At 74.6% G+C, this 22,705-nt stretch carries 18 protein-coding genes and 2 pseudogenes; 6 read left to right on the forward strand and 14 right to left on the reverse strand.

Annotated elements, in window-relative coordinates; all coding sequences use genetic code 11:
• Positions 1-4: 4 nt before the first annotated feature.
• Positions 5-988: a CapA family protein gene (locus ACZ3TI_RS17325; RefSeq protein WP_465727056.1), complete on the reverse strand. Its 984-nt coding sequence runs from the start codon at positions 986-988 to the stop codon at positions 5-7.
• Between the two features lie 191 nt (positions 989-1,179).
• The gene (locus ACZ3TI_RS17330) at positions 1,180-2,217 is read right to left on the reverse strand and encodes an aldo/keto reductase (RefSeq protein ID WP_465727095.1); all 1,038 of its coding nucleotides are present in this window, start codon (positions 2,215-2,217) and stop codon (positions 1,180-1,182) included.
• 203 nt (positions 2,218-2,420) lie between these two features.
• Here ACZ3TI_RS17330 and ACZ3TI_RS17335 point away from each other — a divergent pair, with 203 nt between their 5' ends.
• Positions 2,421-3,050 (forward strand): TetR/AcrR family transcriptional regulator, encoded by a 630-nt coding sequence (locus ACZ3TI_RS17335; protein ID WP_465727057.1) that lies wholly within the window; start codon positions 2,421-2,423, stop codon positions 3,048-3,050.
• 555 nt (positions 3,051-3,605) lie between these two features.
• Here the strand turns inward: ACZ3TI_RS17335 and ACZ3TI_RS17340 are convergent.
• Both ACZ3TI_RS17340 and ACZ3TI_RS17345 read right to left on the reverse strand, forming a co-directional pair.
• Positions 3,606-4,157: pseudogene (locus tag ACZ3TI_RS17340) on the reverse strand (TerD family protein); the annotation flags it as partial.
• A gap of 111 nt (positions 4,158-4,268) precedes the next feature.
• On the reverse strand, positions 4,269-5,510 hold the full coding sequence (locus ACZ3TI_RS17345; protein ID WP_465727058.1) for a cytochrome P450 family protein: 1,242 nt from the start codon (positions 5,508-5,510) through the stop codon (positions 4,269-4,271).
• 69 nt (positions 5,511-5,579) lie between these two features.
• Here ACZ3TI_RS17345 and ACZ3TI_RS17350 point away from each other — a divergent pair, with 69 nt between their 5' ends.
• On the forward strand, positions 5,580-6,923 hold the full coding sequence (locus tag ACZ3TI_RS17350) for a pyroglutamyl-peptidase I (RefSeq protein ID WP_465727059.1): 1,344 nt from the start codon (positions 5,580-5,582) through the stop codon (positions 6,921-6,923).
• Between the two features lie 63 nt (positions 6,924-6,986).
• Here the strand turns inward: ACZ3TI_RS17350 and ACZ3TI_RS17355 are convergent, their stop codons facing one another.
• The gene (locus tag ACZ3TI_RS17355; RefSeq protein ID WP_465727060.1) at positions 6,987-7,487 is read right to left on the reverse strand and encodes an inorganic diphosphatase; all 501 of its coding nucleotides are present in this window, start codon (positions 7,485-7,487) and stop codon (positions 6,987-6,989) included.
• A 203-nt stretch (positions 7,488-7,690) separates the two neighbouring features.
• On the opposite strand from ACZ3TI_RS17355, the gene ACZ3TI_RS17360 reads away from it, so the two are divergent.
• Positions 7,691-8,431, forward strand: coding sequence for a hypothetical protein (locus ACZ3TI_RS17360; protein ID WP_465727061.1), 741 nt, complete (start codon positions 7,691-7,693; stop codon positions 8,429-8,431).
• A 126-nt stretch (positions 8,432-8,557) separates the two neighbouring features.
• Entirely contained in the window at positions 8,558-9,631 is a 1,074-nt protein-coding gene (locus ACZ3TI_RS17365) for a restriction endonuclease (protein WP_465727062.1), read from the forward strand.
• 49 nt (positions 9,632-9,680) lie between these two features.
• Here the strand turns inward: ACZ3TI_RS17365 and ACZ3TI_RS17370 are convergent, their stop codons facing one another.
• Together ACZ3TI_RS17370 and ACZ3TI_RS17375 are read right to left on the reverse strand one after the other, a co-directional pair.
• Entirely contained in the window at positions 9,681-10,106 is a 426-nt protein-coding gene (locus ACZ3TI_RS17370; RefSeq protein WP_465727063.1) for a cupin domain-containing protein, read from the reverse strand.
• Positions 10,107-10,200: 94 nt separating this feature from the next.
• Positions 10,201-10,953, reverse strand: coding sequence for a Mut7-C RNAse domain-containing protein (locus ACZ3TI_RS17375; RefSeq protein WP_465727064.1), 753 nt, complete (start codon positions 10,951-10,953; stop codon positions 10,201-10,203).
• Positions 10,954-11,431: 478 nt separating this feature from the next.
• Here ACZ3TI_RS17375 and ACZ3TI_RS17380 point away from each other — a divergent pair, with 478 nt between their 5' ends.
• Together ACZ3TI_RS17380 and ACZ3TI_RS17385 are read left to right on the forward strand one after the other, a co-directional pair.
• Positions 11,432-13,798, forward strand: coding sequence for a xanthine dehydrogenase family protein molybdopterin-binding subunit (locus tag ACZ3TI_RS17380; protein WP_465727065.1), 2,367 nt, complete (start codon positions 11,432-11,434; stop codon positions 13,796-13,798).
• Positions 13,799-13,865: 67 nt separating this feature from the next.
• The gene (locus ACZ3TI_RS17385; protein ID WP_465727066.1) at positions 13,866-14,333 is read left to right on the forward strand and encodes a (2Fe-2S)-binding protein; all 468 of its coding nucleotides are present in this window, start codon (positions 13,866-13,868) and stop codon (positions 14,331-14,333) included.
• 70 nt (positions 14,334-14,403) lie between these two features.
• Here ACZ3TI_RS17385 and ACZ3TI_RS17390 read toward each other — a convergent pair whose 3' ends face one another.
• From ACZ3TI_RS17390 to ACZ3TI_RS17420, 7 genes and pseudogenes are all read right to left on the reverse strand, one after another.
• Positions 14,404-15,009 (reverse strand): TIGR03086 family metal-binding protein, encoded by a 606-nt coding sequence (locus ACZ3TI_RS17390; RefSeq protein WP_465727067.1) that lies wholly within the window; start codon positions 15,007-15,009, stop codon positions 14,404-14,406.
• Between the two features lie 176 nt (positions 15,010-15,185).
• Positions 15,186-15,941, reverse strand: a complete 756-nt coding sequence (locus ACZ3TI_RS17395; RefSeq protein ID WP_465727068.1) for an SDR family NAD(P)-dependent oxidoreductase — start codon at positions 15,939-15,941, stop codon at positions 15,186-15,188.
• A 337-nt stretch (positions 15,942-16,278) separates the two neighbouring features.
• Positions 16,279-17,049 (reverse strand): transglycosylase family protein, encoded by a 771-nt coding sequence (locus tag ACZ3TI_RS17400; RefSeq protein WP_465727069.1) that lies wholly within the window; start codon positions 17,047-17,049, stop codon positions 16,279-16,281.
• A gap of 558 nt (positions 17,050-17,607) precedes the next feature.
• The gene (locus ACZ3TI_RS17405; protein WP_465727096.1) at positions 17,608-18,276 is read right to left on the reverse strand and encodes a response regulator transcription factor; all 669 of its coding nucleotides are present in this window, start codon (positions 18,274-18,276) and stop codon (positions 17,608-17,610) included.
• 103 nt (positions 18,277-18,379) lie between these two features.
• A complete protein-coding gene (locus tag ACZ3TI_RS17410) occupies positions 18,380-20,050 on the reverse strand; it encodes a sensor histidine kinase (protein ID WP_465727070.1) in 1,671 nt (556 codons plus the stop codon).
• Positions 20,051-20,158: 108 nt separating this feature from the next.
• The gene (locus ACZ3TI_RS17415; protein WP_465727071.1) at positions 20,159-21,436 is read right to left on the reverse strand and encodes a PP2C family protein-serine/threonine phosphatase; all 1,278 of its coding nucleotides are present in this window, start codon (positions 21,434-21,436) and stop codon (positions 20,159-20,161) included.
• A gap of 46 nt (positions 21,437-21,482) precedes the next feature.
• Positions 21,483-22,700 (reverse strand): annotated as a pseudogene (locus tag ACZ3TI_RS17420) (PAS domain-containing protein); the annotation flags it as partial.
• Positions 22,701-22,705 lie beyond the last annotated feature (5 nt).

Below are 22,705 nucleotides of genomic sequence, written 5' to 3' on the forward strand. Positions count from 1 at the left end.
GTCCTCAGGTCCAGTCGACCGTCAGCCACCCGCCCCGCTCGCCCACCTCGGTGCCGAACTCGGCGCAGGCGGCGGTGAACCGCTCGCGGATCCACTCCCGGTCCTCGCCCCGGGCAGGGCGGGTGCGGCAGAACTCCAGGGCCAGCGGCAGAGCCTCCAGGCGGACCGGCGCGAGGTGCGCGCGGTCGGGGCCGTCCAGCGTCACCAGGAAGAGCAGACCGAGATCGTTGCGCAGCACCGGGTCGACCGCGTAGTCGTCGACGAAACCGCCCAGGTCGTACAGGACGCGGTCGGCGACGCCGTGGAAGACGTGGGCGGAGTGACCGGCGACCAGGGTCGCCCCGGCAGCCAGCAGCCGCGGGGCCGCCTCGCGTACGTGCGGTGGCGGCCGGGAGGTCATGTTGGGGCCCCAGTGCGGGGTGACCAGCACCGCGTCGGCCGCCCGCGCGGCCCGGGCCACCAGCGTGGTGAGCCAGTCGGGCACCCCCGTCCAGAGGTCGGCCCACGCCACTCCGGGCCGCCCCGCCCCGGCCGCGTAGTCCGCCGGGTGGTCGCAGACCCCGACCACCGCCACCCGCACCCCGCGGGCCTCCAGCACGGCGAACTCCCGTGCCGCCGAGACGCACCGTCCGGCGCCGACCGCCCGGACGCCGGCCCGTTCCAGCAGGGTGCCGGTGTCGGCGAGCGCGTCGAAGCCGTAGTCCAGGGCGTGGTTGTTCGCCAGCGTCACGCAGTCCACCCCCGACTCCGCGAGCACAGTGGCGGCCGAGGGAGGGGCCCGGAAGAAGAACGGCTTGTTCGCATCCGGCCACCGCTCCCCGCGGTCGGAGACGCAGCACTCCAGGTTGAGCACGACCAGATCGGCGGCCGCCAGCACCTGCAGCACCTCCGTGGAGAACAGCGTCCCCGGTGTCGGCGAGCGCCGCAGCTCCGGGGCGACAGCGCGCCCGAGCATCGTGTCGCCGGCCAGTGCCACCGTGAGCGCCATCCTCCGGCGCCGCCCTTCCACCCGGGTGCCCGAAGGGCGCGGACCGCACCCCTCCCCTCCAGGCTCGGCCCGCACTCCGCGGCGGGCAACCGGCAACCCCCTCCGCAGGCGCACTCGGAGGGTGGAAGGCCACCGGCCCCGCGGGAACCCGTGAGCGGCCCGCGGGAACCGGTGAGCACCGCGCCCGCGGGTCAGCCCGCCAGTGGCGGGTTGAGGCGGGCGAAGGCCTCCTGGCGGCGGTACGGGAAGTACGGGTAGGGCGCGGTGCGGGTGCTGGCGGCGTCCAGACGGGCGACCTGCTCGTCGGTCAGCGACCAGCCGACGGCGCCGAGGTTCTGGCGCAGCTGTTCCTCGTTGCGGGCGCCGATGATCACCGAGGAGACGGTCGGGCGGCGCAGCAGCCAGTTGATGGCGACCTGCGGGACGGTGCGGCCGGTCTCGGCGGCGATCCCGTCCAGGGCGTCGACGACGCGGTAGAGCAGCTCGTCCTCGACCGGCGGGCCGTAGTCGGCGGTGTCGTGCAGGCGGCTGCCCGCCGGGAGGGGCTGTCCGCGGCGGATCCGGCCGGTGAGGCGGCCCCAGCCGAGCGGGCTCCAGACCAGGGCGCCGACGCCCTCCTCCCGGGCGAGCGGCATCAGCTCCCACTCGTAGTCGCGGCCGACGAGGGAGTAGTAGACCTGGTGGGCGGCGTAGCGGGGGCGGCCGTGGCGGTCGGCGAGGGCGAGGGACTTCATCAGCTGCCAGCCGGAGAAGTTGGAGACGCCGGTGTAGCGGATCTTGCCAGCCCGGACCAGGTCCTCCAGGGTGGCGAGCACCTCCTCGATCGGGGTGCCCGCGTCGTAGGCGTGCAGCTGGAAGAGGTCCAGGTAGTCGGTGCCGAGGCGGCGCAGCGCGTCGTCCACGGACCGGGTGAGGCGGGCGCGGGAGGTGCCGGCGTCCTGGGGGCCGTCGCCGGTGGGCAGACCGGCCTTGGTGGAGACGAGCACCTGGTCGCGCCGGCCGCGGATCGCCTGGCCGAGCACCTCTTCGGAGGCGCCGTCGGAGTAGACGTCGGCGGTGTCGAAGAGGGTGACTCCGGCGTCGATGGCGATGTCGAGCAGGCGGCGGGCCTCCTGGACGTCGGTGGTGCCCCAGGCGCCGAAGAGCGGGCCGCGCCCGCCGAAGGTGCCGGTGCCGAGGCTGAGGGCGGGGACCTTGAGCCCCGAGGCGCCCAGTCGGCGGTATTCCATGTCGGTGCCGGTGGTGGCGGCAGTGCCGGTGGCGGCGGCAGTGCCGGTGGTGGCGGCAGTGCCGGTGGTGGCGGCAGTGCTGGTGGTCCTGGCGGTGCTCATGGCTGTTCTCTCCCCTCGAAGCCCCTAATGGGACTCCCGTTCCGTTAGGATGCCTTGAACCTAGCAGACTCCTTCGACTTAATGGAACAGGAATCCCGTTAATGACCGCAGAGCCCGCCGATCCGTCCACGCCCGGCACCGTCCGCCCCGGCGGCCGGACCGCCCGGGTCCGCACCGCCGTCCTGCGGGCCACCGAGGACGCCCTGGTCGAGCACGGTTTCAGCGGCCTCGACCTCGGTGACATCGCCCAGCGGGCCGAGGTCGGCCGCACCACCGTCTACCGCCGCTGGGGCAGCACCACCGCGCTGGTCGCCGACCTGCTCGCGGACATGGCGGAGCAGTCCCTGCCGCGCACGCACAGCGGCTCCCTGGCCGGGGACCTGCGGGCCAACGCCCGGCTCGTCCAGCGCACCCTGGCCGATCCCCGACAGGGCGCGCTGTTCCGCGCGGTCCTCGTCGCCGCGAACTGCGACGCGGACGCCGCCGAGGCGCTGCGGCACTTCTACCGGCGCCGCGTGGAGGAGTGGGCGCCGTGCGTCACCGAGGCCGTCGAGCGCGGCGAACTCCCCTCGGGCACCGATGCGTCGGAGGTCGTCCGGGCCGTCTCGGCGCCGCTCTACTACCGGATGCTGACCACCGCCGAGCCCTTGGACGAGGACGCCGCCGACCGCGCCGCAGCCGCCGCCGAGGCCGCCGCCCACGCCGGGGCGTACCGGCGTGACCCGGCCTGAACGCGCGAACGGCCGCACAACGCAAGCGCGTTGTGCGGCCGCCGGGTGCGGAGGGAGAGGTCAGTCCTCGTAGTAGTTGTTGACGACGACCTCGGGCCCGTCGTCGAACGCCTCGTTGAGCAGCGCACCGCCGACCAGGCCCGCCGCGCCCGCGCCGATCAGCGCCCCGGCGCCGAAGCGCCGACCGCCGCCCTGGCCCTGCTGGCCGGGCGCCTGCGGGTAGCCCTGCTGCTGGACGGGCTGCGGGTAGCCCTGCTGCGGGGTGTAGAACGGCGGGACGGTGGTCTGCACCCGCTGGGCGCAGGCGACGCAGGTCTCGATCTGGCGCGGCACGCCCCACTGCGGCGACCACAGCACCGCCGTCGTGCCGGCACCGTGCGAGGGGTCGAAGAAACACGTCACGGGGGAACTCCCTGTTGCTGGCTGGGTCTGCGGCACGGCGGGCACCACCGGGGCCGGCGGTACGGTGGGCAGGGCGGGGGGCAGCACGGGCTTCACCGGAGCCGGGGCCGGAGCAGGAGCCGCGGTCGCGGCGGGCGTGGGCGCCGGCTGCAGGACGTCCACCCCGAAGTCCGCGGCGATGCCCGCGAGCCCCGAGGCGTAGCCCTGCCCGACGGCCCGGAACTTCCAGTCCGCGCCGTGCCGGTACAGCTCGCCGAACACCATCGCCGTCTCGCTGCCCGCCTCGGGCGCCACGTCGTAGCGGGCCACCTCGGCGCCGCCGTCCGGGTCGGTGATCCGGACGTACGCGCCGCGGACCTGCCCGAAGCTCTGGCGCCGCTGCGCCGCGTCGTAGATCGCCACCGCGAAGACGATCTTCTCCACGTCGGCGGAGACCTCCGCGAGCCGGACCTCGATCTGCTCGCGGTCCGCCCCGCCGCCCGAGCCGCCCTGGTGGCGGACGGAACCGTCCGGGCTCCGCAGGTTGTTGAAGAAGACGAAGTTCTGGTCCGAGCCGACCTTCCCGTCCGCCCCGCACAGCAGCGCGCTGGCGTCCAGGTCGTACCCGGCCCCGGCCGTCCAGCCGAGGCCGATCCGGACCACCCGCAGCCCGGGGGCCTGCTTGCCCAGGGAGACGTTGCCACCCTTCGTCAGGGCCACACTCATGGGATTTCCTCCACGACCGTACGAGTACCGCTGCCACCGCTGTGTGCACTGTTCGAATACGACAACGCTGTAGAACTGGCGCCGGTTCCCGGCCCTGCCGCCAGGATCGCGTCAGTACCGGACGGGGAGTTCCAGCAGGCCACGGGCCCGCAGGGTGGGGCGGTGGCGCAGCTGCTCGACCGGCACGTCGAGGGCGAGGTCGGGGAAGCGGCGCAGCAGGACCGTCAGTGCGATGGCGGTCTCCATCCGGGCGAGCGGCGCGCCGAGGCAGTAGTGGATGCCGTGGCCGAGGGCCAGGTGGCCGGTCTCGCGGCGGCGCAGGTCGAGCCGGTCGGGGTCGGCGAACTGCTCGGGGTCGCGGTTGGCGGAGCCGAGGGCGAGCAGCACGGTCTCCCCCGCCGGGACGGTGACGCCGCCGATGGTGACGTCCTCGCGCGGGAAGCGGCGGATCGCCAGCGGGGTGGGGCCGTCGAAGCGGGCGAACTCCTCGACGGCGCCGTCGATCAGCTCCGGTTCGGCGCGCAGGGCGGCGAGCTGCTCGGGGTGGGTGAGCAGGGCGAGGACGGCGTTGGCGATGAGGTGGACGGTGTTCTCGTAGCCGGCGATGAGGATGAGGAAGGCGAGTGAGGTCAGCTCGTCCTCGCTGAGCCGGTCACCGCCCTCCCGTTCCTGCTCCCCTTCCTGCTCGCCACTCACGGCCTCGTCGCGGACGGCCTCGTCGCGGACGGCGATCAGGTCGGAGAGCAGGTCGTCCCCGGGTTCGGTGCGCTTGCGCTCGATCAGCCCGGTGAAGAACCCGAGCATCGCCTTGACGGCGGCGCGGGTCGCCTCGGGGTGCTCGGGGTCGGGGGTGATCAGGCTGTCGGTCCAGGCGCGGAAGTCGTGCCGGTCGTCCTCGGGGACGCCGAGCAGGTCGCAGATGACGGTGATCGGCAGGGGCGCGGCGTACGCGGCGAGCAGGTCGGCGCGGCCCGCCGGGGCCATGGCGTCGAGCAGCTGCTCGGCGACCTTCTCGATCGGGGCGCGCAGGGCGGCCACCCGGCGCGGGGTGAAGGCCCGGGAGACCAGGCGGCGGATCCGGGTGTGGTCCGGCGGGTCCATGTTGAGCAGGTTGGCGTCCAGCGCGGGCGGCAGCGCGAAGCCGCGGTAGTTGCCGGGCGCGGCGTGCACCTTGTCGAGGGCGAGCCGCGGGTCGGCGAGGGCCTGGCGCACGTCCGGGTAGCGGGTCACCAGCCAGAAGGGCAGCCCGTCCGGTCCGACGACCCGGTGGACGGGAGCGTCGGCGCGCAGCCGGGTGTAGCCGCCGTACGGGTCGGTGACCAGGGACTTCAGGGTGAGATCGGGCGCTGTCACCCGCCCAGCCTACGGGCAGCGCGACGGCACCCTGGCGGGGCGTCAGGTCCCAATCTATTGTCAGGTTACATGACACTTCTACGCCGTACCGCCGGGCTGGCCGCCGCCCTCACCGGAACGCTCGCCGCGCTGCTGGCCCCAGCCGTCGCCCAGGCCGAGCCGGCCGGGTGCCGCACCGCCGCCACGGCGGCGCTCGACGCCGAGCAGACCCGCCTCCAGGACGCCCGCACCGCCGCCTTCACCGAGCGCTCCGGCCTGAGGGACCTGCTCCGCGGCTTCCCCGCCGCCCTGTGCGCCGCCCGCAACGCCAACCGCGCCGAGCGGGTCGTGGACGCCTGGGGCCGGGCGCTCTGGCAGGCCGGCGTGGACCGCGCCCAGGGCCGGCGGCCCGGCGGCGAACTGCCCGCCCGCGACGACCGCCCGCTGTACTGGACCAGGCTCGCCATGACCGTCCAACTCGAGCGCTGGCAGCCCGGGTTCACCGTCGACCACGCCGCCCTGCGGGCCACCTTCGAGGACGCCTCCCGAGGCCTGGGCGAAGGCTTCAGCGACACCGGCTCCGGGGACGCCCGCTCCGGGGACGCCGGCTCGAGGGACGCCCGCTCCGGGGACGGCGCGTCCGGTGCGGACGGCGCCGTGCACGGCATCCGGCGGATCTTCATCAGCGGCTTCGACCCGTACGGCCTGGACACCGAGCCGCGCCGCGCAAACCCCTCCGGCTCTGCCGTCCTGCAGCTGAACGGACGGCAGATCACCCTCGCCGACGGCAGCACCGCCGAGGTGCGGGCCGTCGTCCTCCCGGTCCGCTACGGCGACTTCGACCGGGGGATCGTGGAACGCGCCTTCGGCCCGCACCTGGCGCCCGGCCCGCAGTCCGCCGACCTGATCACCAGCATCAGCCAGGGCTACCCCGGCATGTTCACCCTGGAGGCCTGGGCCGGGCGTGCCCGCTCCGCCGACCCGTACACCGACAACGTCGGCGCGCTCTCCGGCGGGACCAGCCGGCACCCGGTCGACGCCCCGGGCCTGGCCGACGGGCCGCAGTTCATCCGCACCACGCTGCCCGCGGACGCCATGACGGCCGTCCAGCAGCCCTACCCGGTGCTGCTCAACACCCCCGTCACCGAGATCCCCGCGGGTGCCACCGACCCGGTCGTGCGCTCCGACGGCCCCACCCCCGGCTCCCGCGCGGTCGCCGGAGGAGGCGGCGGCTACCTCTCCAACGAGGTCGCCTACCGCTCCAACCGGCTCCGCCTCGACCTCGCCCCCGACCTCCCCGGCGGCCACCTCCACACCCCGGTCCTCACCGGCCTGCCCGCGGACCAAAGCCTCCTCACCGCACCGGAGTTCGAGCAGAACGAGGCAGCCATCGCGGACCAGGTCCGCGCCATCCTGAGCAGCGCCCGGCTCTGAGCACCCGCCGGAAACGACCGGGGCGGGCCGCACCCGACGGCCCGCCCCCGCCGCCCCGCCGCCCTACGCGGGATCGGCGAAGCGCGTCCCCATGGCACGGGCACGGGAGGCGGCGATCTCGGCGTGGGCGGCCTCACGGTCGGCCCAATGGGAGCCCTCGACGGACTTGCCGCGCTCCAGGTCCTTGTACACCTGGAAGAAGTGGGTGATCTCCAGCAGGTCGAACTCGGGCAGGTCGCCGATGTCCTGCAGCGCCGCGTAGCGCGGGTCGCCGGCCGGGACGCAGAGCACCTTCTGGTCGGGGCCGCGCTCGTCGCGCATCACCCACATGCCCACCGCCCGGCAGGTCAGCACGCAGCCGGGGACGGCCGGTTCACCGCCGATCACCAGGGCGTCCAGCGGCTCGCCGTCCCCGCCGAGGGTGCCCTCGACGTAGCCGTAGTCCGCGGGGTAGCGGGTGGCGGTGAACAGGGTGCGGTCGAGGCGGATCCGGCCCGCCGCGAAGTCCATCACGTACTTGTTCCGCGACCCCTGCGGGATCTCGATCATCACCTCGAACTCCACCGCGGCCTCCTCCTCGGCTCCTGCCGAGAGCTCCCGGACTCCCGAACTCCCGGAACGATTGTCGGCCGTTCGGGCACCACCCGAAACCGCCTCCGCCGTTCGGCCGAGTCCACTACCATCCGGCCATGGGGAGCTGGCGGGTCACTGTCATGGGCCATGATCGCAGGAGTGGTGGACGGCCGCAGGGCCGTCCGGAGGGGCCGTTGGCCCGGCGGGACGGGCTGGAGGTGCACGCGCGGGACGGGGAGCTCAGCTGCGTGGACGCCACCGGCCGGGTGCGCTGGCGGCAGCCCTGCCCGGGGCGCCCGAACGCGGCACACCTCTCCTCCGGCCGGGTGCTGGTCACCACCGACTCCTTCGAGTACACCGCCTGGGGCCACCTCGGCCCGGCCTTCCTGCTGGACCTCGCCGACGGCACCAGCCTCGCCGAGCTGCGCGGACGGCGCGCAGCGGCCCTCGGCGGCGGCCGGTTCGTGCTCGGCCTGGAGGGCTACGACACCTTCGACACCTGGGCGTACGACCGCGACGGCACCCTGGTCGACTCCTGGCGCAGCTACGGCCACTACGTGGTCGGCGGCGGTCTGCGCGTGGTCGAGACGGACCGCCGCCGGCCGACCGAGAGCCGGGTGGTGCGGCTGTTGCCCGGCGGCCGGATCGAACGCGGTCCGCTGCTCGCCGATCCTCAGGTCCCCGAGCCGCTGGTGCTGCCCGACGGCACCCTGCTGGTGCTCGACGCGGGCGTGCTGCGCGCCGTCGGACGCGACCTGGACGACACCGTCCTCGCCGAGCTGCACCCCCTCGCCGTCGACCAGCTGCACCGCTTCACCGGCTCACTCCACCGCACCGCCGACCGCCTCCACGCGACCTTGGTCGAGCGCCACCCGACCCGCATGGGCGCGTACACGACCCACGCCTGGCGCCTCGCCCTGCACCCGCCGGACTAGGTTCCCTTCTCCGGGCCCCCACCAGGTCTCGATTGTGCTGCGGAACTGACGGGCCGACAGTACTTCGCCCACGATTCCCCTACGGTGACGCCTGCAACAGCCGTCACCTGCAAGAGGGGGCACTCCATGTCCCGGAGCCGGAAACTCCACCGCCTCAGCACTCCCGACGCCGACGAACGCCGCGCCCAGCGCGTGCTGTTCCGCCACCTCCGCGACGACACCAACGCCAACCGGGGCCGGATGGCCAGGCGCGTGCGCGAGCTCCAGGTCCTGGTGGCGATGGACCCGGTCGAGTTCGAGCAGCTCATCGCCCGGCTGATGGAGGCGATGGGCATGAAGGTCGAGCTCACCGCCCGGTCCCGGGACGGCGGGGTGGACGTCCGCGGGATCGACACCGACCCGTTCCGCGGCGGCAACGTGATCGTGCAGGTGAAGCGCTACCGGGACACGGTGCCGCCCTCGGCGGTGCGGGACCTCTACGGCACCCTGCGGGCCGACCAGGCGGCGACGAAGGCCGTCCTCGTCACCACCAGCAAGTTCGGTCCGAGTTCGCACCAGTTCGTCACCGGCAAGGCGGTCACGCTGATCAACGGCGCCGAGCTGGTCGGGCTGCTCAAGCACCACGGCTTCCACGAGGTGTTCGCGCCCGCCCAGGAGGACGCCTCCGCCGAGGCGGCCGGACTGGACGGGCTCCCCGCGATCGAGGTCGCCGCCGAGCCCGCCCGGCTGCTCCTGCACTGGACCGGCGAGGACGAGTACGACATCGCCGCCCTGGTCTGCCGCGGGAACGTCGCGGTGTCGGACGACCACCTGGTGTTCTACAACAACGCCTCCACGCCGGACGGTTCGGTGCGGCTGGTCACGGGCTACGAGGACGCCAACGCCTGCCTGATGGTCGACTTCGACGCGTTGCCCGCCGACGTCGACCGGCTCGTCGTCATCGCCGCCGCGGACACCGGGAACCACCCGGACGCCACCATGGCCGGCTTCGCCGGACCGGCGCTGATCCTGGAGGCCGGTGGACAGGACGCCGCCGTGATGCACCTGGCGGACGGCGCGCAGACCAACACCGCCATGCGGCTCGGCCGCTTCGACCGCGACGCCGTCGGGGACTGGGAGTTCACCCCGGCCCTCGCCGGCTACCCCGGCGGACTGCACCAGGCCGTGGTCGCGTACGGCCTGGAGGTCGACGACGCGTGACGGGCCTCGGGCGCCCGGCCGCGGAGGATCCACGACCGGGCGCCCCGCCTCATCGGGCGGTCGCCTTCCAGGGGCCTTCCTCCGGGCGGGCCTCGCTGTCCGTCCCGGGCCAGGGCGGCATGGTGACGGCGGTGATGCGCAGCGGCCCGTCGGAGTCCTCGTCGGCCCGGAACTGGAAGGCGGTGCCGAGCGGTATCGACACGGCGGTGCCGGGCGCGAGCCGTACGGCTTCCTCCCGCACACCCTGGCGGCGCCACAGTTCGCCGCTGCCCGTGGTGACGTGCCAGAGCTCCTGGACGGTGGCGTGCGAGACCGCCCGCGTCACCTGCCCGGGGGCGAGGGCGAACACCGCGAGGCTCCCCCCGCCCTCCAGGACCAGCAACGGGTACACCTCGGCCCCGTCCGGGGCGGTCACGGCGGGGGTGTCCCCGGTGTCCGCGGTGTCGAAGGGCTGGTGCCCTGCCTCATTGCTCATCCGACGACCTGGCCTCTCTCGTGTGACCGAGTAGCGTGGTCCCCTCCCCCACCGCCGATGGGACCACGGACCCGCGGCCGCCCGCCAGGGCGCGCTACCCGGAGACCGCCCCGAGCTGCCCCTGGCCGTTCCCGAAGTCGCGGACCGCCTCGGTGACGATCGCCTCCAGCCGGGCGTGGTGGGCGCCGCGCCAGTAGGCCTGGCCGCAGTCGGCGCACTGGGCGAAGGCGTCGTAGGAGCGCTCGGTGCCGTCCCGCAGCTGCTCGCGCACCGAGGTCTTGGTCACGGTGCGCAGCGTGCCGTTGCAGGTGGTGCAGCGGCTCCAGGGGGCGAGCGGCGGGGCGAAGCGGGAGAGCACGTCGCGCAGCTGCTCGGCGGGGCGGTGGCTGTAGACGTAGGCGCCGGCCCACAGTTCCCGGCGGCGCAGCAGGCCGCGGTCGCGGGAGAGCATGATGCGCTGCTCGGCGGCGGAGCGGGCGGCGAGCGCGGCGTCGCCGATGTCGGGGTTCTCGTACGCGGCGTCCACGCCGAGCAGGCGCAGCCGGCGGGTGAGGGTGCCGAGGTGGACGTCCAGCAGGAAGCGCGGCGGGGCGGGCGAGGGCTGCGGCCTGGTCACGGCCCGGACGGTGATGTGCTCGCCGTCGGCGGGGACGTGCGCGTCGGAGACGGTCCGGCCGTCCGCCAGCAGGGCGCCGACCTCGGTGAGCGGGACGCCCAGGGACTCGACGACGTGGCCGAGGGTCGAGGCGCCGTCGGTGTGCAGCGCGGTGCGGCCGGCCCGCCGGGGCGCGGAGACGAAGAGGTGCAGCTCAGGGGCGAAGTCGAGCCAGATCTGGGGTCTGTCCACGCGGCCAGCATGCCAGCGCGCGGCGGTCGGGGGCCAGCGGTTTCCGGTCTCCCCGCTCCGGGCCCTGACCGTGGGCGTCCCGGGGCGTGTGTCTCCTACGCCCCCTCCGCCACGGTGCCCGTGACGACCGGGGCGACCGGTGGCGCCAGGTGGTCGCCCAGCAGCGGCCCGAGGGTGCGGGCGACGGCGATCAAGGAATTGCTTGGGCCACTTCCGTGCGCCGCCGCACCGCCGAGCGAGCGCTGAACTCCTGTGCGACAGCGGCTCGTTGTGCTATCCGGGCACATCGTCACCATCCCGTCCGGGCCTTCCCCGCGCCGCCGAAGCGCCGTCCGTACCCGCTCCGAATCCGCTCCCGCGGAACGCTGCAAAAGCCCGATCAACCAATTCGGGGGCCAACGTTGACCGTGTTGACCCGTCAGTAGCGCCCTTTTATGCTCAACGGCGTTCGCGATCCGGCACCGGGGCCGGGGCCGTCGTGCCCGCCCGATCCGGCGCTCTCTCCGGCTCGAAGGGGCTTCCTCCCATCAGCACCTCCATCGCCCCCTCGGACTCCACCGGCCACCCGGGCGACACCGGACACCCGCGCACCCTCGACCGCCCGGACGCCACCCCGGACGCCACTGCCACCGGCCGCCGCCGCTTCCTCACCTACCTGCTGGCCGCGCCCACCCTCACCGTCGCCGCCCGTCTCGGCCTCGACAGCGCCGCCACCGCACAGGCCGCCACGCCGGGCGCCGGAGGGAGCCCCGCCGCGCACGCCCTCGACGCCGCCGTACCCCCGCAACTGCTCGGCCTGCCCGGCATCCCGGACATCGTCGACCTCGGCGACGCGATGATCCTCGCCGGCCTGCCGACCTCCCACCTCCTCGTCCTCGAAATCACGCCCGCCGGGCGCGCGGCGCTGTACCTGCCCCGGCTGGAGGTCGGCCAGGGCCTGACCACCGCGATCGCGATGCTGGTCGCCGAGGAGCTCGACGCCCGGCTCACCGACGTGGACGTACCGCTCTCCGACGGCCGCCCCGAACTGCTCTTCAACCAGCTGACCGGCGGCTCCAACTCCATCCGCTCGCTGTACGACCCGGTGCGCGGCGCGGCCGCCGCCGCCCGCGCCCGCCTGGTGACCGCAGCCGCCAGGCGCTGGAACGTTCCCGCGACCACCCTGCGCACCGCCGACTCCGCCGTCCTCGCCCCCGACGGCCGCCGGCTCGGCTACGGCGAACTCGCCGCCGACGCCGCCGCGATCGCCGCGCCCGCCGTCCCCGCCCTGCCCAAGGCCGCCGACCGGCTGCGCCTGGTCGGCAGGCCGACCGGCCGGATCGACGCCCGCGACATCGTCACCGGGCGTGCCAAGTACACCGGGGACCTGCAGGTCCCGGGCGCCGTGCCCACCGTGGTCGCCCGCCCGACCACCGTCAACGGCACCCTCAAGTCCCTGGACGCCTCCGCCGCCCGCGCCATGCCCGGGGTGCTCGGCGTGGTGCAGATCCCGAGCGGCGTCGCCGTCCTCGCCGAGACCTTCGACCAGGCGCTCAAGGCCCGCGACGCGCTGCGCACCACCTGGAACCCGGGGCCGGTCGCCGGGCTGTCCGACGACGACGTCAAGGACCGGCTGCGCGCCGCCCACCTGCCGTTCCTCGCTCCGCCGCTGCTCGCGCAGCACCTGGACGCGGAGTTCGACTTCGCCTTCGTCAACCACGCCCCGATGGAGGTGCTCACCGCCATCGCCGACGTCCGGCCGAACCGGGCCGAGCTGTGGTTCGCCGCGCAGAGCCCGATCGTCGCGCAGCACACGATCGCCGCCGAACTCGGCCTGCCGCAGGACGCCGTGACCGTCCACGTGGTGCGCGGCGGCGGCTCGTTCGGCCGGCGGCTGTTCTTCGACGCCGCTCTGGAGGCCGCCCGGATCTCCAAGGCCGCCGGCCGCCCGGTCAAGCTGATGTGGACGCGCAACGACGACATGCGCCACGGCCGGATGCGCCCCGCCAGCCACCACCGGATCCGGGCCGTCTACGGCCTCGGCCAGGTGCTCAGTTGGGAGCACCGCGCCGCGAGCGTGCAGACCGACTTCGGCCACGGGCTCGGCGAGGCGTTCACCGCCGCCGGCTACAACCTCCCGCTGGCCGGGCTCACCGCCTCCGAGCTGTTCTTCCTGCTCACCGAGAAGAACCCGTACGACGTCGGCATCCCGACCCAGCTGCTCGCCGAGGTCCCGCTGGAACTGCACACCGGCAGCTGGCGCTCGGTCTACTCGGGCACCGTCCGGGTCTCCGACGAGATCGTGATGGACGAACTCGCCCGCCGGATGGGCCAGGACGAGGTCGCCTTCCGCCGCGCCCGGCTGCGCAGCGCCGCCGGCCGGGCCGTGCTGGACACCGTCGCCGCGAAGGGCAGTTGGGGCCGCCCGATGCCCTCCGGCCAGGCCCAGGGCATCGGCTACCACGACGAGAACGGCGGCATCGCCGCCTACCTGGTCGAACTGGACGCCACCGACCGGGCCGGCCCCCGGGTCACCAAGGCCGTGGTCGCCGCCGACGTCGGCCGGGTCATCAACCCCAAGGGCCTGGAAGCCCAGTTGACCGGCGCGCTGGTCGACGGCATCTCGGTGATCCTGCAGGCGGGCAACCACCTCGACAACGGCGCCTTCCGGGAGGGAAGTTACGGCGACTTCCACTACGCCCGGCAGCGGCACACCCCGCCCGCGGTGGAGGTCCACCTGATGCCACCGAGCGGACCGCCCGGCGGCGCCGGCGAGTTGGGCGTCCCGGCCGCGTGCGCCGCCGTCGCCAACGCCTACGCCCGCGCGACCGGAACCAGCCCGCGCTCCTTCCCCATCAACTTCTGAGCCGGCCCCGAGCCACCACTTCTCCCACCACCTCCCGACCTTCCAGAGCCGAGGATCCCGACTCCCCATGCCCAGCCACACCTTCGTCCTCAACGGGCAGTCCGTCACCGTCGAGGCCCCGGACGACATGCCGCTGCTCTGGGTGCTGCGCGACAAGCTCGGCGTCACGGGACCCAAGTACGGCTGCGGGGTCGGCGTCTGCCGCGCCTGCACCAGCCACCTCGACGGCGAGGAGTTCCAGCCCTGCACCCGCTCCGTCAAGGACTGCGCGGGCCACAGCGTCACCACCATCGAGGGCCTCGCCGACGGCGAGACCCTGCACCCCGTCCAGGAGGCCTGGCTCGCCTGCGACGTCGCCCAGTGCGGCTTCTGCCAGCCGGGGCAGATCATGACGGCGGTCGCCCTGCTGCGCCGCACGCCGAACCCGACGGACGCGGACATCGACCGGATCCAGAACGTCTGCCGCTGCGGCACCTACCCGCGCATCCGGGAAGCGATCAAGCAGGCGGCCGCCCGGCAGGCAGCGCGGTCCTGAGCCCGGGTGCGCCCCCAGCCGGAGGGTCGGCGCGGGCGCACCCGCGTCGGCGGTGCCACCGCCGCCCGCACTACCCGGTGACCGGCGCCGCCGGGTCGCGCCCGAAGAATCCGGCGAGCCGGTCGTACGGCGGCGCGTCCTCGGGCACCGCGACGGCGGGGCCGAAGGCGTGGTGGTCCTCCTCCGCGCCGCGGTACTCGGGCTTGAGCGCGCCCTGCGCCCAGGCGAGCGCGGCGAGCGCGACCTCGTGGTCCAGGCCCTCGGTGCTCTGCCCGGAGGCGCGGGCCAAATCCCAGGCGTGGACAGCGAATTCGGCGGTCTGCTGGTCCACCGGGAAGCGGGCCGGCAGGGTGCCGACGCCGGGCACCTCCAGCGTCCCGCCGAGCTCCCCGGCCGCACGCCAGGCGTCGATCAGATCCTCGGCCCCGGCCTCGAAGGCGTGCAGCCAGTCCTCCTCGACCCGCTCGAAGGACTGCGACCAGTCCGGCTGCCCGCCCCGCGCCCGGACGGTGAACTGCCGCAGGTCGTGGAGCAGATGACCGATCAGGTCGCCGACGTCCCAGGAGCGGCAGGGGGTCGGGTGGCCGGCCAGTTCGACGCCGGTGCCGTCGATCAGCCCGGCGGTCTGCGCGAGGGCCCGGGCGAGCAGTCCGATCGGGTCATCCGCTGCGGTCATGGCACACCTCTCGGTCGGGGCACGGGTCGGGGGCACGGGTCGTGCCGGGTGATCGTAAGCGCGAGCGCCGACAACCGCCCGGCACGACACCGCACCCCCTCCCGTCCGGTTCCGGACCGTCAGGCGGTCAGGGTTCCGGACCGTCAGGCGGTCGGCCCGTCGGACCGCCGGTCCGGTCAGGCCGCGAAGCCGCCGTCCACCGCCAGCTCCGCGCCCGACACGTACCGGCCGTCCTCGCCCACCAGGTAGGCGACGGCGGCCGCGACCTCCGCGTCGGTGCCGAAGCGGCCGAGCGCGGTGAGCCCGCTCTGGAACTCCGCCGACGGGCCGTCGGCCGGGTTCATGTCGGTGTCGATCGGGCCCGGGTGCACCAGGTTGGCGGTGATCCCGCGCGGGCCGAGCTCCCGGGCCAAGGCCTTGGTGAGCCCGACCAGCGCAGCCTTGCTGGTCGCGTACAGCGTGGCGCCGGGGAAGGCGACCCGCTTGGCGATGCAGCTGCCGACGGTGACGATCCGTCCGCCCTCGGACAGGTGCGCGGAGGCGGCCTGGGCGAACAGGAACGGCGCCCGGACGTTCACCTCCAGCACCCGGTCGACGTCGTCGAGCGACAGCTCGCCGATCGGCCCGAGGGCGCCGACGCCCGCGTTGTTCACCAGGACGTCCAGCCGCCCGAACCGCTCGGCGACCGCCGCCACCGCGGCCCGCACCGCCTCCGGGTCGGCGCTGTCCGCGCGGACGGCCCAGCCGCTCCGCCCCATCGCGGTGATCTTCGCGACGACCTCCGCGGCCCGCTCCGCGCCGCCCTGGTAGGTCACCACCACATCGGCGCCGTCCTCCGCCAGGCGCAGCGCGACCGCCGCCCCGATCCCCCGGCTGCCGCCGGTCACCAGGGCCACCTTGCCGTCGAGCACCGCGGTTCCGTTCATCGTCATATCTCCAGAACTCCTCGTTCCGATCTCGGACATGACTCGATCCTGGCCCGGGGCGCTTCAAACCTCCGGCGGTATTCGGACGTTGCGTTCAATGTTCAACCAATCCTCGAAACGCCCCCGCACCCCGGCGCGCACGCCGCCCGCCGGTCGTACGGACCGACCACCCGGACCACCCCGCGACTCGACGCGCCGAGCGGCCGCCCCCTGCGCGGGGGCGGCCGCTCGGCCGGGATTGCGAGGCTCCACCGGAGGCCGGGTCAGGCGCCCTGCCGGATGGTCGGGCTCCGTCGGACGCACGGGCCCCGTCGGACGGTCGGGCTCCGCCGGACGGGCGCCGTCAGACGGCCAGGGTCTGACCCGGGAAGATCAGGTCCGGGTCGCCGCCGATGACGCCCACGTTCTTGCGGTACAGGCCGTCGGTGTCGACGCCGAACTTGGCGGCGATCTCGCTCAGCGTGTCACCGCTCCTGACGGTGTAGCTGCCGTCCGCGGTGTTCTTCGGGGTGGACGGCGCGGACTGCGCGGGCTTGGCGGACGGCCGGCCCTGCGCCGGGGCGGCGGCCCTGGGCGCCTGCTGAGCGGCCGCCGGAGCCGGCTTGCCCACGGGCTTCACGTCGGGCTTGGCGACGGGCTTCGCCGCCTTCGTCGACGGCTGGGCGGGCTTGGCGGCGGGCTTGGCGCCCGACGAGGTGTCGACGGCCGCCGGGGCCCCTCCCCTGGCGAGGCCGGCCTTCTTCGAGCAGACCGGCCAGGCGCCCGGCCCCTGCGAGGCCAGCACCTTCTCGGCGATCGCGATCTGCTGCCCCTTGCTGGCCTGCTCGGCCTGGGACGCGTAGGCGGTGCCGCCGTACGCCCGCCAGGTGCTCGAGGAGAACTGCAGGCCGCCGTGGAACCCGTTGCCGGTGTTGATGCTCCAGTTGCCGCCGCTCTCGCACTGGGCGACGGCGTCCCAGACGGAGGCCGGTGCGGCGGAGGCCGAGGTGGCCGTGACGAGGCCGGCCACCGGCAGGGCCGCGACAGCGGCGCCCGCGACGACCGCCATCCGCACGCGGTTGCGCTTGGTGACGGTGGTCTCGGTGGCAGCGGCGGTCTCGTGACGGTGAGTCATGAAGGTCCTCTCGACAAGCCCCGGGCGGGCAGGCGGAACCAGGCCCGGGACATGGGCAGGTCGTCTTTCCGCGCACCTCACTCGATGGGCGGCCGCGCACGTGTCGGACGTGCCGTGCCGCCCCGGTCACCTCCGCACGCCGACGGCCTGGTTCGAGCCGGCCTGGTCGGCGGTCACCGCCCTCGCGCCGTGGGTCAGTCGGCGGGCGGTGTGTCGGGGTGAACCCGGGTGGCGCTCGTTGCGCCGCCAATGAAGCTAGGGGGCATTCCCGGGGCGCAGCAAGCGATTCTTGGACATCGCAGGTCAGTTGACTGTTACCGGCGGTATCGATCAAGAAACGGTGATCGGTTTGACCAGGTCTGACCACATTTTCAAGATCGAATGGTCAATTCCCGTGCCATCGCTCACACCTGTCCATTCGTCAGAGCCGGCACACCATCAACTCATCGCAACGAATGACTGACGGACCGTCACCAGCGCATCCGGAGTTCCCGATTCCGCGCACGCGTCGAGTGGCATCCGCCACATCGACCACGATCGGTGACCACGCGGACGCGCTCAGCTCCGCCCGTCGAGCTCCGCGTCCCGCGCCAGCAGCGCCGCCTGGACCCGGTTCTCGCAGCCGAGCTTGGCCAGGATCCGACTCACATAGGTCTTCACCGTCGCCTCGCTCATGTGGATCCGGGCCCCCGCGTCCGCGTTGGACAGGCCCTCGCCGAGCAGCGCCAGCACCTCCAGCTCGCGCCCGGTGAGCACCTCCAGCCGACGCCGGGCCGCGGTGCTGCGGGCGGCCAGCGAGCTGCTGCGCCCGGCCGCCAGCGAGTCGACGATGTGTCGGGTGGCGGCCGGGGAGAGGAAGGCGTTCCCGCCGGCCGCCGCCCGGACGGCCTGGATCAGCTCGTTCGGCGCGGTGTCCTTGAGCAGGAATCCGGCGCCGCCCTCGGCCACGGCGCGCAGGACGTTCTCGCGCTCCCCGAAGGTGGTGAGGATCAGCGCCCGCGCGTCGGGTGCGACCCTCGCCAGCTCCCCGAGCGCCGTCAGCCCGTCCATCACCGGCATCTGGATGTCCAGCAGCACCACGTCCACCCGGTGCGCCCGCGCGAGCTCCAGCGCCTCCCGGCCGTCGGCGGCCTCGGCGACCACCTCGATGTCGTCGGCGGAGCCAAGGATCATCCTGATCCCGGCCCGGATCAGCGGCTCGTCGTCGGCGACGAGGACTCGGATCACGCTGGTCATTCCCCTCGAACGGTGCTCTTCGGCTGCGGCACCATCCTCACATCTCCGCCGACCCGCCCGGACCGCCGGTCCCCCGGTCCGGGCGGGTGCGCCGTCAGTCCTTGGTGACGTACTCCTGCTTGTCCACCAGCAGGCCGTCCTTGAAGCAGAACCGCGCCACGTGCTGCTCGTTCCAGGCCTCGTCGGACGGGCCGGCCAGCATGTACCAGCGGCAGTGCGCGCCCTCCGGCACGGCCGGTCCGGTCCTCTTGTAGTCGTCGGTGAAGAGGCTGTTGCCGGGCGGCAGCTCGGGCAGCACCGCGGCCTCCGCCGTACCGACCTGGATCCGGTCGTACACCGGCTGGTGGACCGTCGCGTCGTTGTTGCCCTTGACCAGGCCGACGATCCCCCAGGCCACCAGCCCCAGCAGGGCCACCCCGACCCCCACCACGCCGACCGCGCAGCCCATCGCGGGGCTGCGGCGCTTGCCGTCCACCTCGTCGACCGGCGGCAGGCCCTCGAACACCCAGTCGTCCACCCCGGCCGTGGCGGCGGCGCCCTCCTTGTCGCCGTCCGCCCCCTCGTACGGCAGCACGGCGGCGAGCCGGAACCCCTGCTCGGGCGTGGGCCCGGCGTGCACCATCCCGCCGACCAACCGTGCGCGCTCCCGCAAGCCGGTCAGCCCCTGACCGCCGCTGACGGCCTGGCCCGCACCGGCGCGCACGCCCACCAGCTCCGGCGCACAGGTGTTGGTGACCTCCACCACCAGCGCGTCCGGCTCGTACCGGAGCGCGACGCCGATCGGCGCGCCGGGGGCGTGCTTGTGGGCATTGGTGAGCGCCTCCTGCACGATCCGGTACGCCGCGTGGTCGACCGCGGCCGGCAGCGGACGCCGCTCGCCCTCCTGGGAGAGGGCGACAGCCGCCCCGGCCGCCCGGGAGGACTCCACCAGCCCGTCGATCCCGTCCACCCCGCCGCGGACGGGCCCCGCGGCCGCGGCCCCCGGCGCGGGCGGCAGCGCCGTCGACTCGTCGTGGAGCACCCCGACCACCTCGCGCAGCTCGCGCATCGCCGCGACCGCCGCCTGCCGCAGCACGCCGACCGCCTCCCGCTGGCGGTCGGTGAGCGTACGGTCCACCTCCAGCGCGCCCGAGTGCACCGAGATCAGCGCCAGCTGGTGGCCCAGGCTGTCGTGCATGTCCTGGGCGATCCGGTGCCGCTCGCGCAGCCGCGCCTGGTGCACCACCATGACCCGCTCGCGCAGCAGCTGGTCGTTGCGGTCGCGCAGCGCGTCCAGCAGCGCGCGCCGCTGCGCGCGGTAGCGGGCGTAGAGCGCGGGCAGCACGGCGAGCACCAGGAAGCCGCCGAACGACAGCCCGAGGACCAGCTTGAACGAGACCGTGGCGGCGTCCTTCAGCACGCCCGTCACGGTGAACAGCACACAGCCCAGGACGAAGGTGCCGACCAGCGTCCAGACCCGGCGGATCCGCGCCCCGGCCGACCAGCCCGCGCAGATCAGCAGCAGCACCGGCCCCCCGGACCAGCCGGCGGCGGCCGAGGCCGCCAGCAGCACGGTGGCCGGCAGGCCTCGCCGCAGCACCGACAACACGGCGACGCCGAGGCCGAAGGGCACCGCCAGTCCGGAACCGACGGCCAGCTCCGCCAGGGCGGCGAAACCGCCCATCAGCAGGGCGAGCGCAGCCTCGCCCACCACCCGCCCGGGCCGCCAGGGTCCGGGCAGCGCCGTCCGTACCGCCTTCTTCCAGGCCCGCGCGATCGCATCCACCCGTCGAGGCTATCGGGCCGGTCACCGCACCCGCCGTCCACCTTCGTCGCCGCGGGCACCGACGAAAGTCGCCGCACCGGACCTGACGAGAGCGGGCCCCGCGGTCGCTCAGTCGAAGGCCGTCAGCAGCAGCGCCACGTCGTCCACCCGGTGGGTCGAGCCGACCTCGTGCAGCAGCCGCTCCGCCGCCTCCTCCAGCCCCTCCCCCTCCGGCGCCCGGGCCAGCGCGGCCCGCAGCCGGTCCACGCCCTGGTCGATCGCCACCGCCGGGTCCTCGACCAGCCCGTCCGTGTACAGGGCGAGCACCGACCCCGACCGCAGCCGCAGCTCGCTGACCGGGTACGTGGCCCGGTCGTCCACCCCCAGCAGCGGCCCGCCCGCCACGTACAGCGCCTCGGCCCGCCCGCCCGGGTGGCGCAGCACCGGCGGCAGGTGCCCGGCGCGGGCGATCCTGGCGGCGCCGTCGGCGGGCGTGAACCGGACCAGGCAGCAGCTGGCGAGCAGCCCGGGGTCGAGGTCGAGCAGCAGCCGGTTGGTGCGGGCGAGCACCTCGTCGGGCGGGTCACCGCCGCTCGCGAAGGCGCGGACGGCGCTGCGCAGCTGGCCCATCGCGGCGGCGGCGGCGACGCTGTGGCCCTCGACGTCGCCGATCACCAGGGTGACGTCCCCGCCGGTGACGATCACGTCGTACCAGTCGCCGCCGATCTCCATCCCCTGGGTGCCGGGCAGGTAGCGGGCGGTGATCCGGATGCCGGGCACCTCGGGCAGCCGGTGCGGCAGCAGCGCCTGCTGCAGCCCGCGGGCCACGGCGAACTCCGCGTCGTACAGTCGGGCGCGCTCCAGGGCCTGGGCGATGAACCCGCTGAGGGCGGTGAGCAGGCCGCGCTCCTCGGCGGTGAACGGGCGCGGGCGGTCGAAGCCGAGGATGCAGCTGCCGACCGGGCGGCCGGAGGCGATCAGCGGCAGGAAGGCCCAGGCGCCCATCTCGTCCAGGGCGAGGCCGGGGTAGGCGGTGGCGAGTTCGCGCACCGACTCGAAGAAGATCGGCGTGCCGGTGCTGAGCGCCTCCGCGCCGGGCACCCGGGCGTCGATCGGGGTGCCCTCGAAGGTGTCCAGGAAGCCGTCCGGGTAGCCGGACTGCGAGACCAGGTGCAGCTGCTGGTCGCGCACCGTGTAGATGGCGAGTTCCTGCCCGCCGAAGGCCGGCAGGATCTGCTCGGACACCGCCCGGCACACGTCGCGCACGGTGACCGCCTCGGTGAGCACGCTGGCGAGCTGGAGCAGGTGGTGGGTGCCGGCGACACCGGTACGGGCGGCGGGCGGCGCGGCGGCCGCCGGCTCGGCGGCGCCCGCGGCGGCGTCCGGCGGGGACTCCGCGGCGACCACCCGGGCGGTGACACCGTGGGTGTCGGGGAAGAGCGAGAAGGCGAGCCAGCCCTCCGGCGGACGGGAGGCGAGGAAGGCGGTGGGCCGCTGGGAGAGCAGCGCCGCGCGGTAGCGGGTTCTCGTAGAAGGGGTCGGCGAGCCAGGGCAGCACGTCCCAGGGGTGCCGGCCGATCAGGTCCTCGCGGCGGGCCCGCAGCAGCGGCTCGGCGGCGCGGTTGGCGTAGCCGATCCGGCCGTCCGGATCGAGCGAGACCACGCCCTCGCGCAGCCGCTCGACGGCGGCCGCGGCGGCGGTCAGGTGCCGGACGTCCAGCACGGCCCCGACCAGGTGGGTCCGGCCGTCCGAGATCGCCGTGGGCACCCGCGCCCACAGCTCCACCGGGTACGGCAGGCCGTCCGGCCCGAGCACCCGGACGCGGGCGGCCAGCACCTCGCCGTGCTCCAGCGCGGTCCGGGCGGCGGCGCGGAACTCCGGCAGGTCACCGGGGGCGATCCGGCGGTTCAGCGCCGCCACCGTGCCGTCGAACTCCCCCGGTCCGAAGCCGAAGATCTCCAGGAACTGCGCGTCGGTGGCGAGCGCCCCGGTCGCCACGTCCCAATCGAACAGCCCGACCCGGGTGCTCGGCACCGACGGCGGCGGCAGCTCGACCACCACCACCGGCCCGCCCGGCTCCGCCGACTGCCCGTCCGCATCCAACTCGGCCAGCTCGTCGCCCAGTCGAGCAGCCACCGCGGCGAGCGCCGGGCCCGCGGCGGCCGGCACCCCGTCGTCCGAGGCGGGCCACAGCCCGCTCAGCACCCCGAACCGCTCGTGGCCGTGCTCCACCGGCACGCAGGCGGAGGCGAAGTCGTACGGCAGGCCGACCGCGAGCTGCGGGAAGCGCCGCATGGTGTCCTCGGAGTCCGAGAGCAGGATCTCGTGCCCGGTCCGGAAGCAGACCGCGACCGGCAGCGGCCCGGCCGCCGCGATCTGCCGGAACGGGCCCATCACCGACATCGGCACCCCCACGATCGTCCGCAGCACCAGCGACCGCCGGTCCGGAGAGCGCAGGTGCACCATCGCGCCGTACGCCCCGCTGGACCCGAGCACCCGGCGCACCGCGTCGGCGAGCAGCTCGTCCCGCCGGTGGTCCGCCTGCCCGGCCGTCTCCCCCACAGATCGCGGAACCGCCCGGCCCACCGGCGCGTCGGCCCCTGGCTCGCGCGGCAGGTCCGGCCCGGACCGCGCCCCAGGGGCCCCACCGGTCGCATGCGGATGGCGCATGCTCT

The sequence above is a fragment of the Kitasatospora sp. NPDC023120 genome (genome assembly GCF_055560835.1).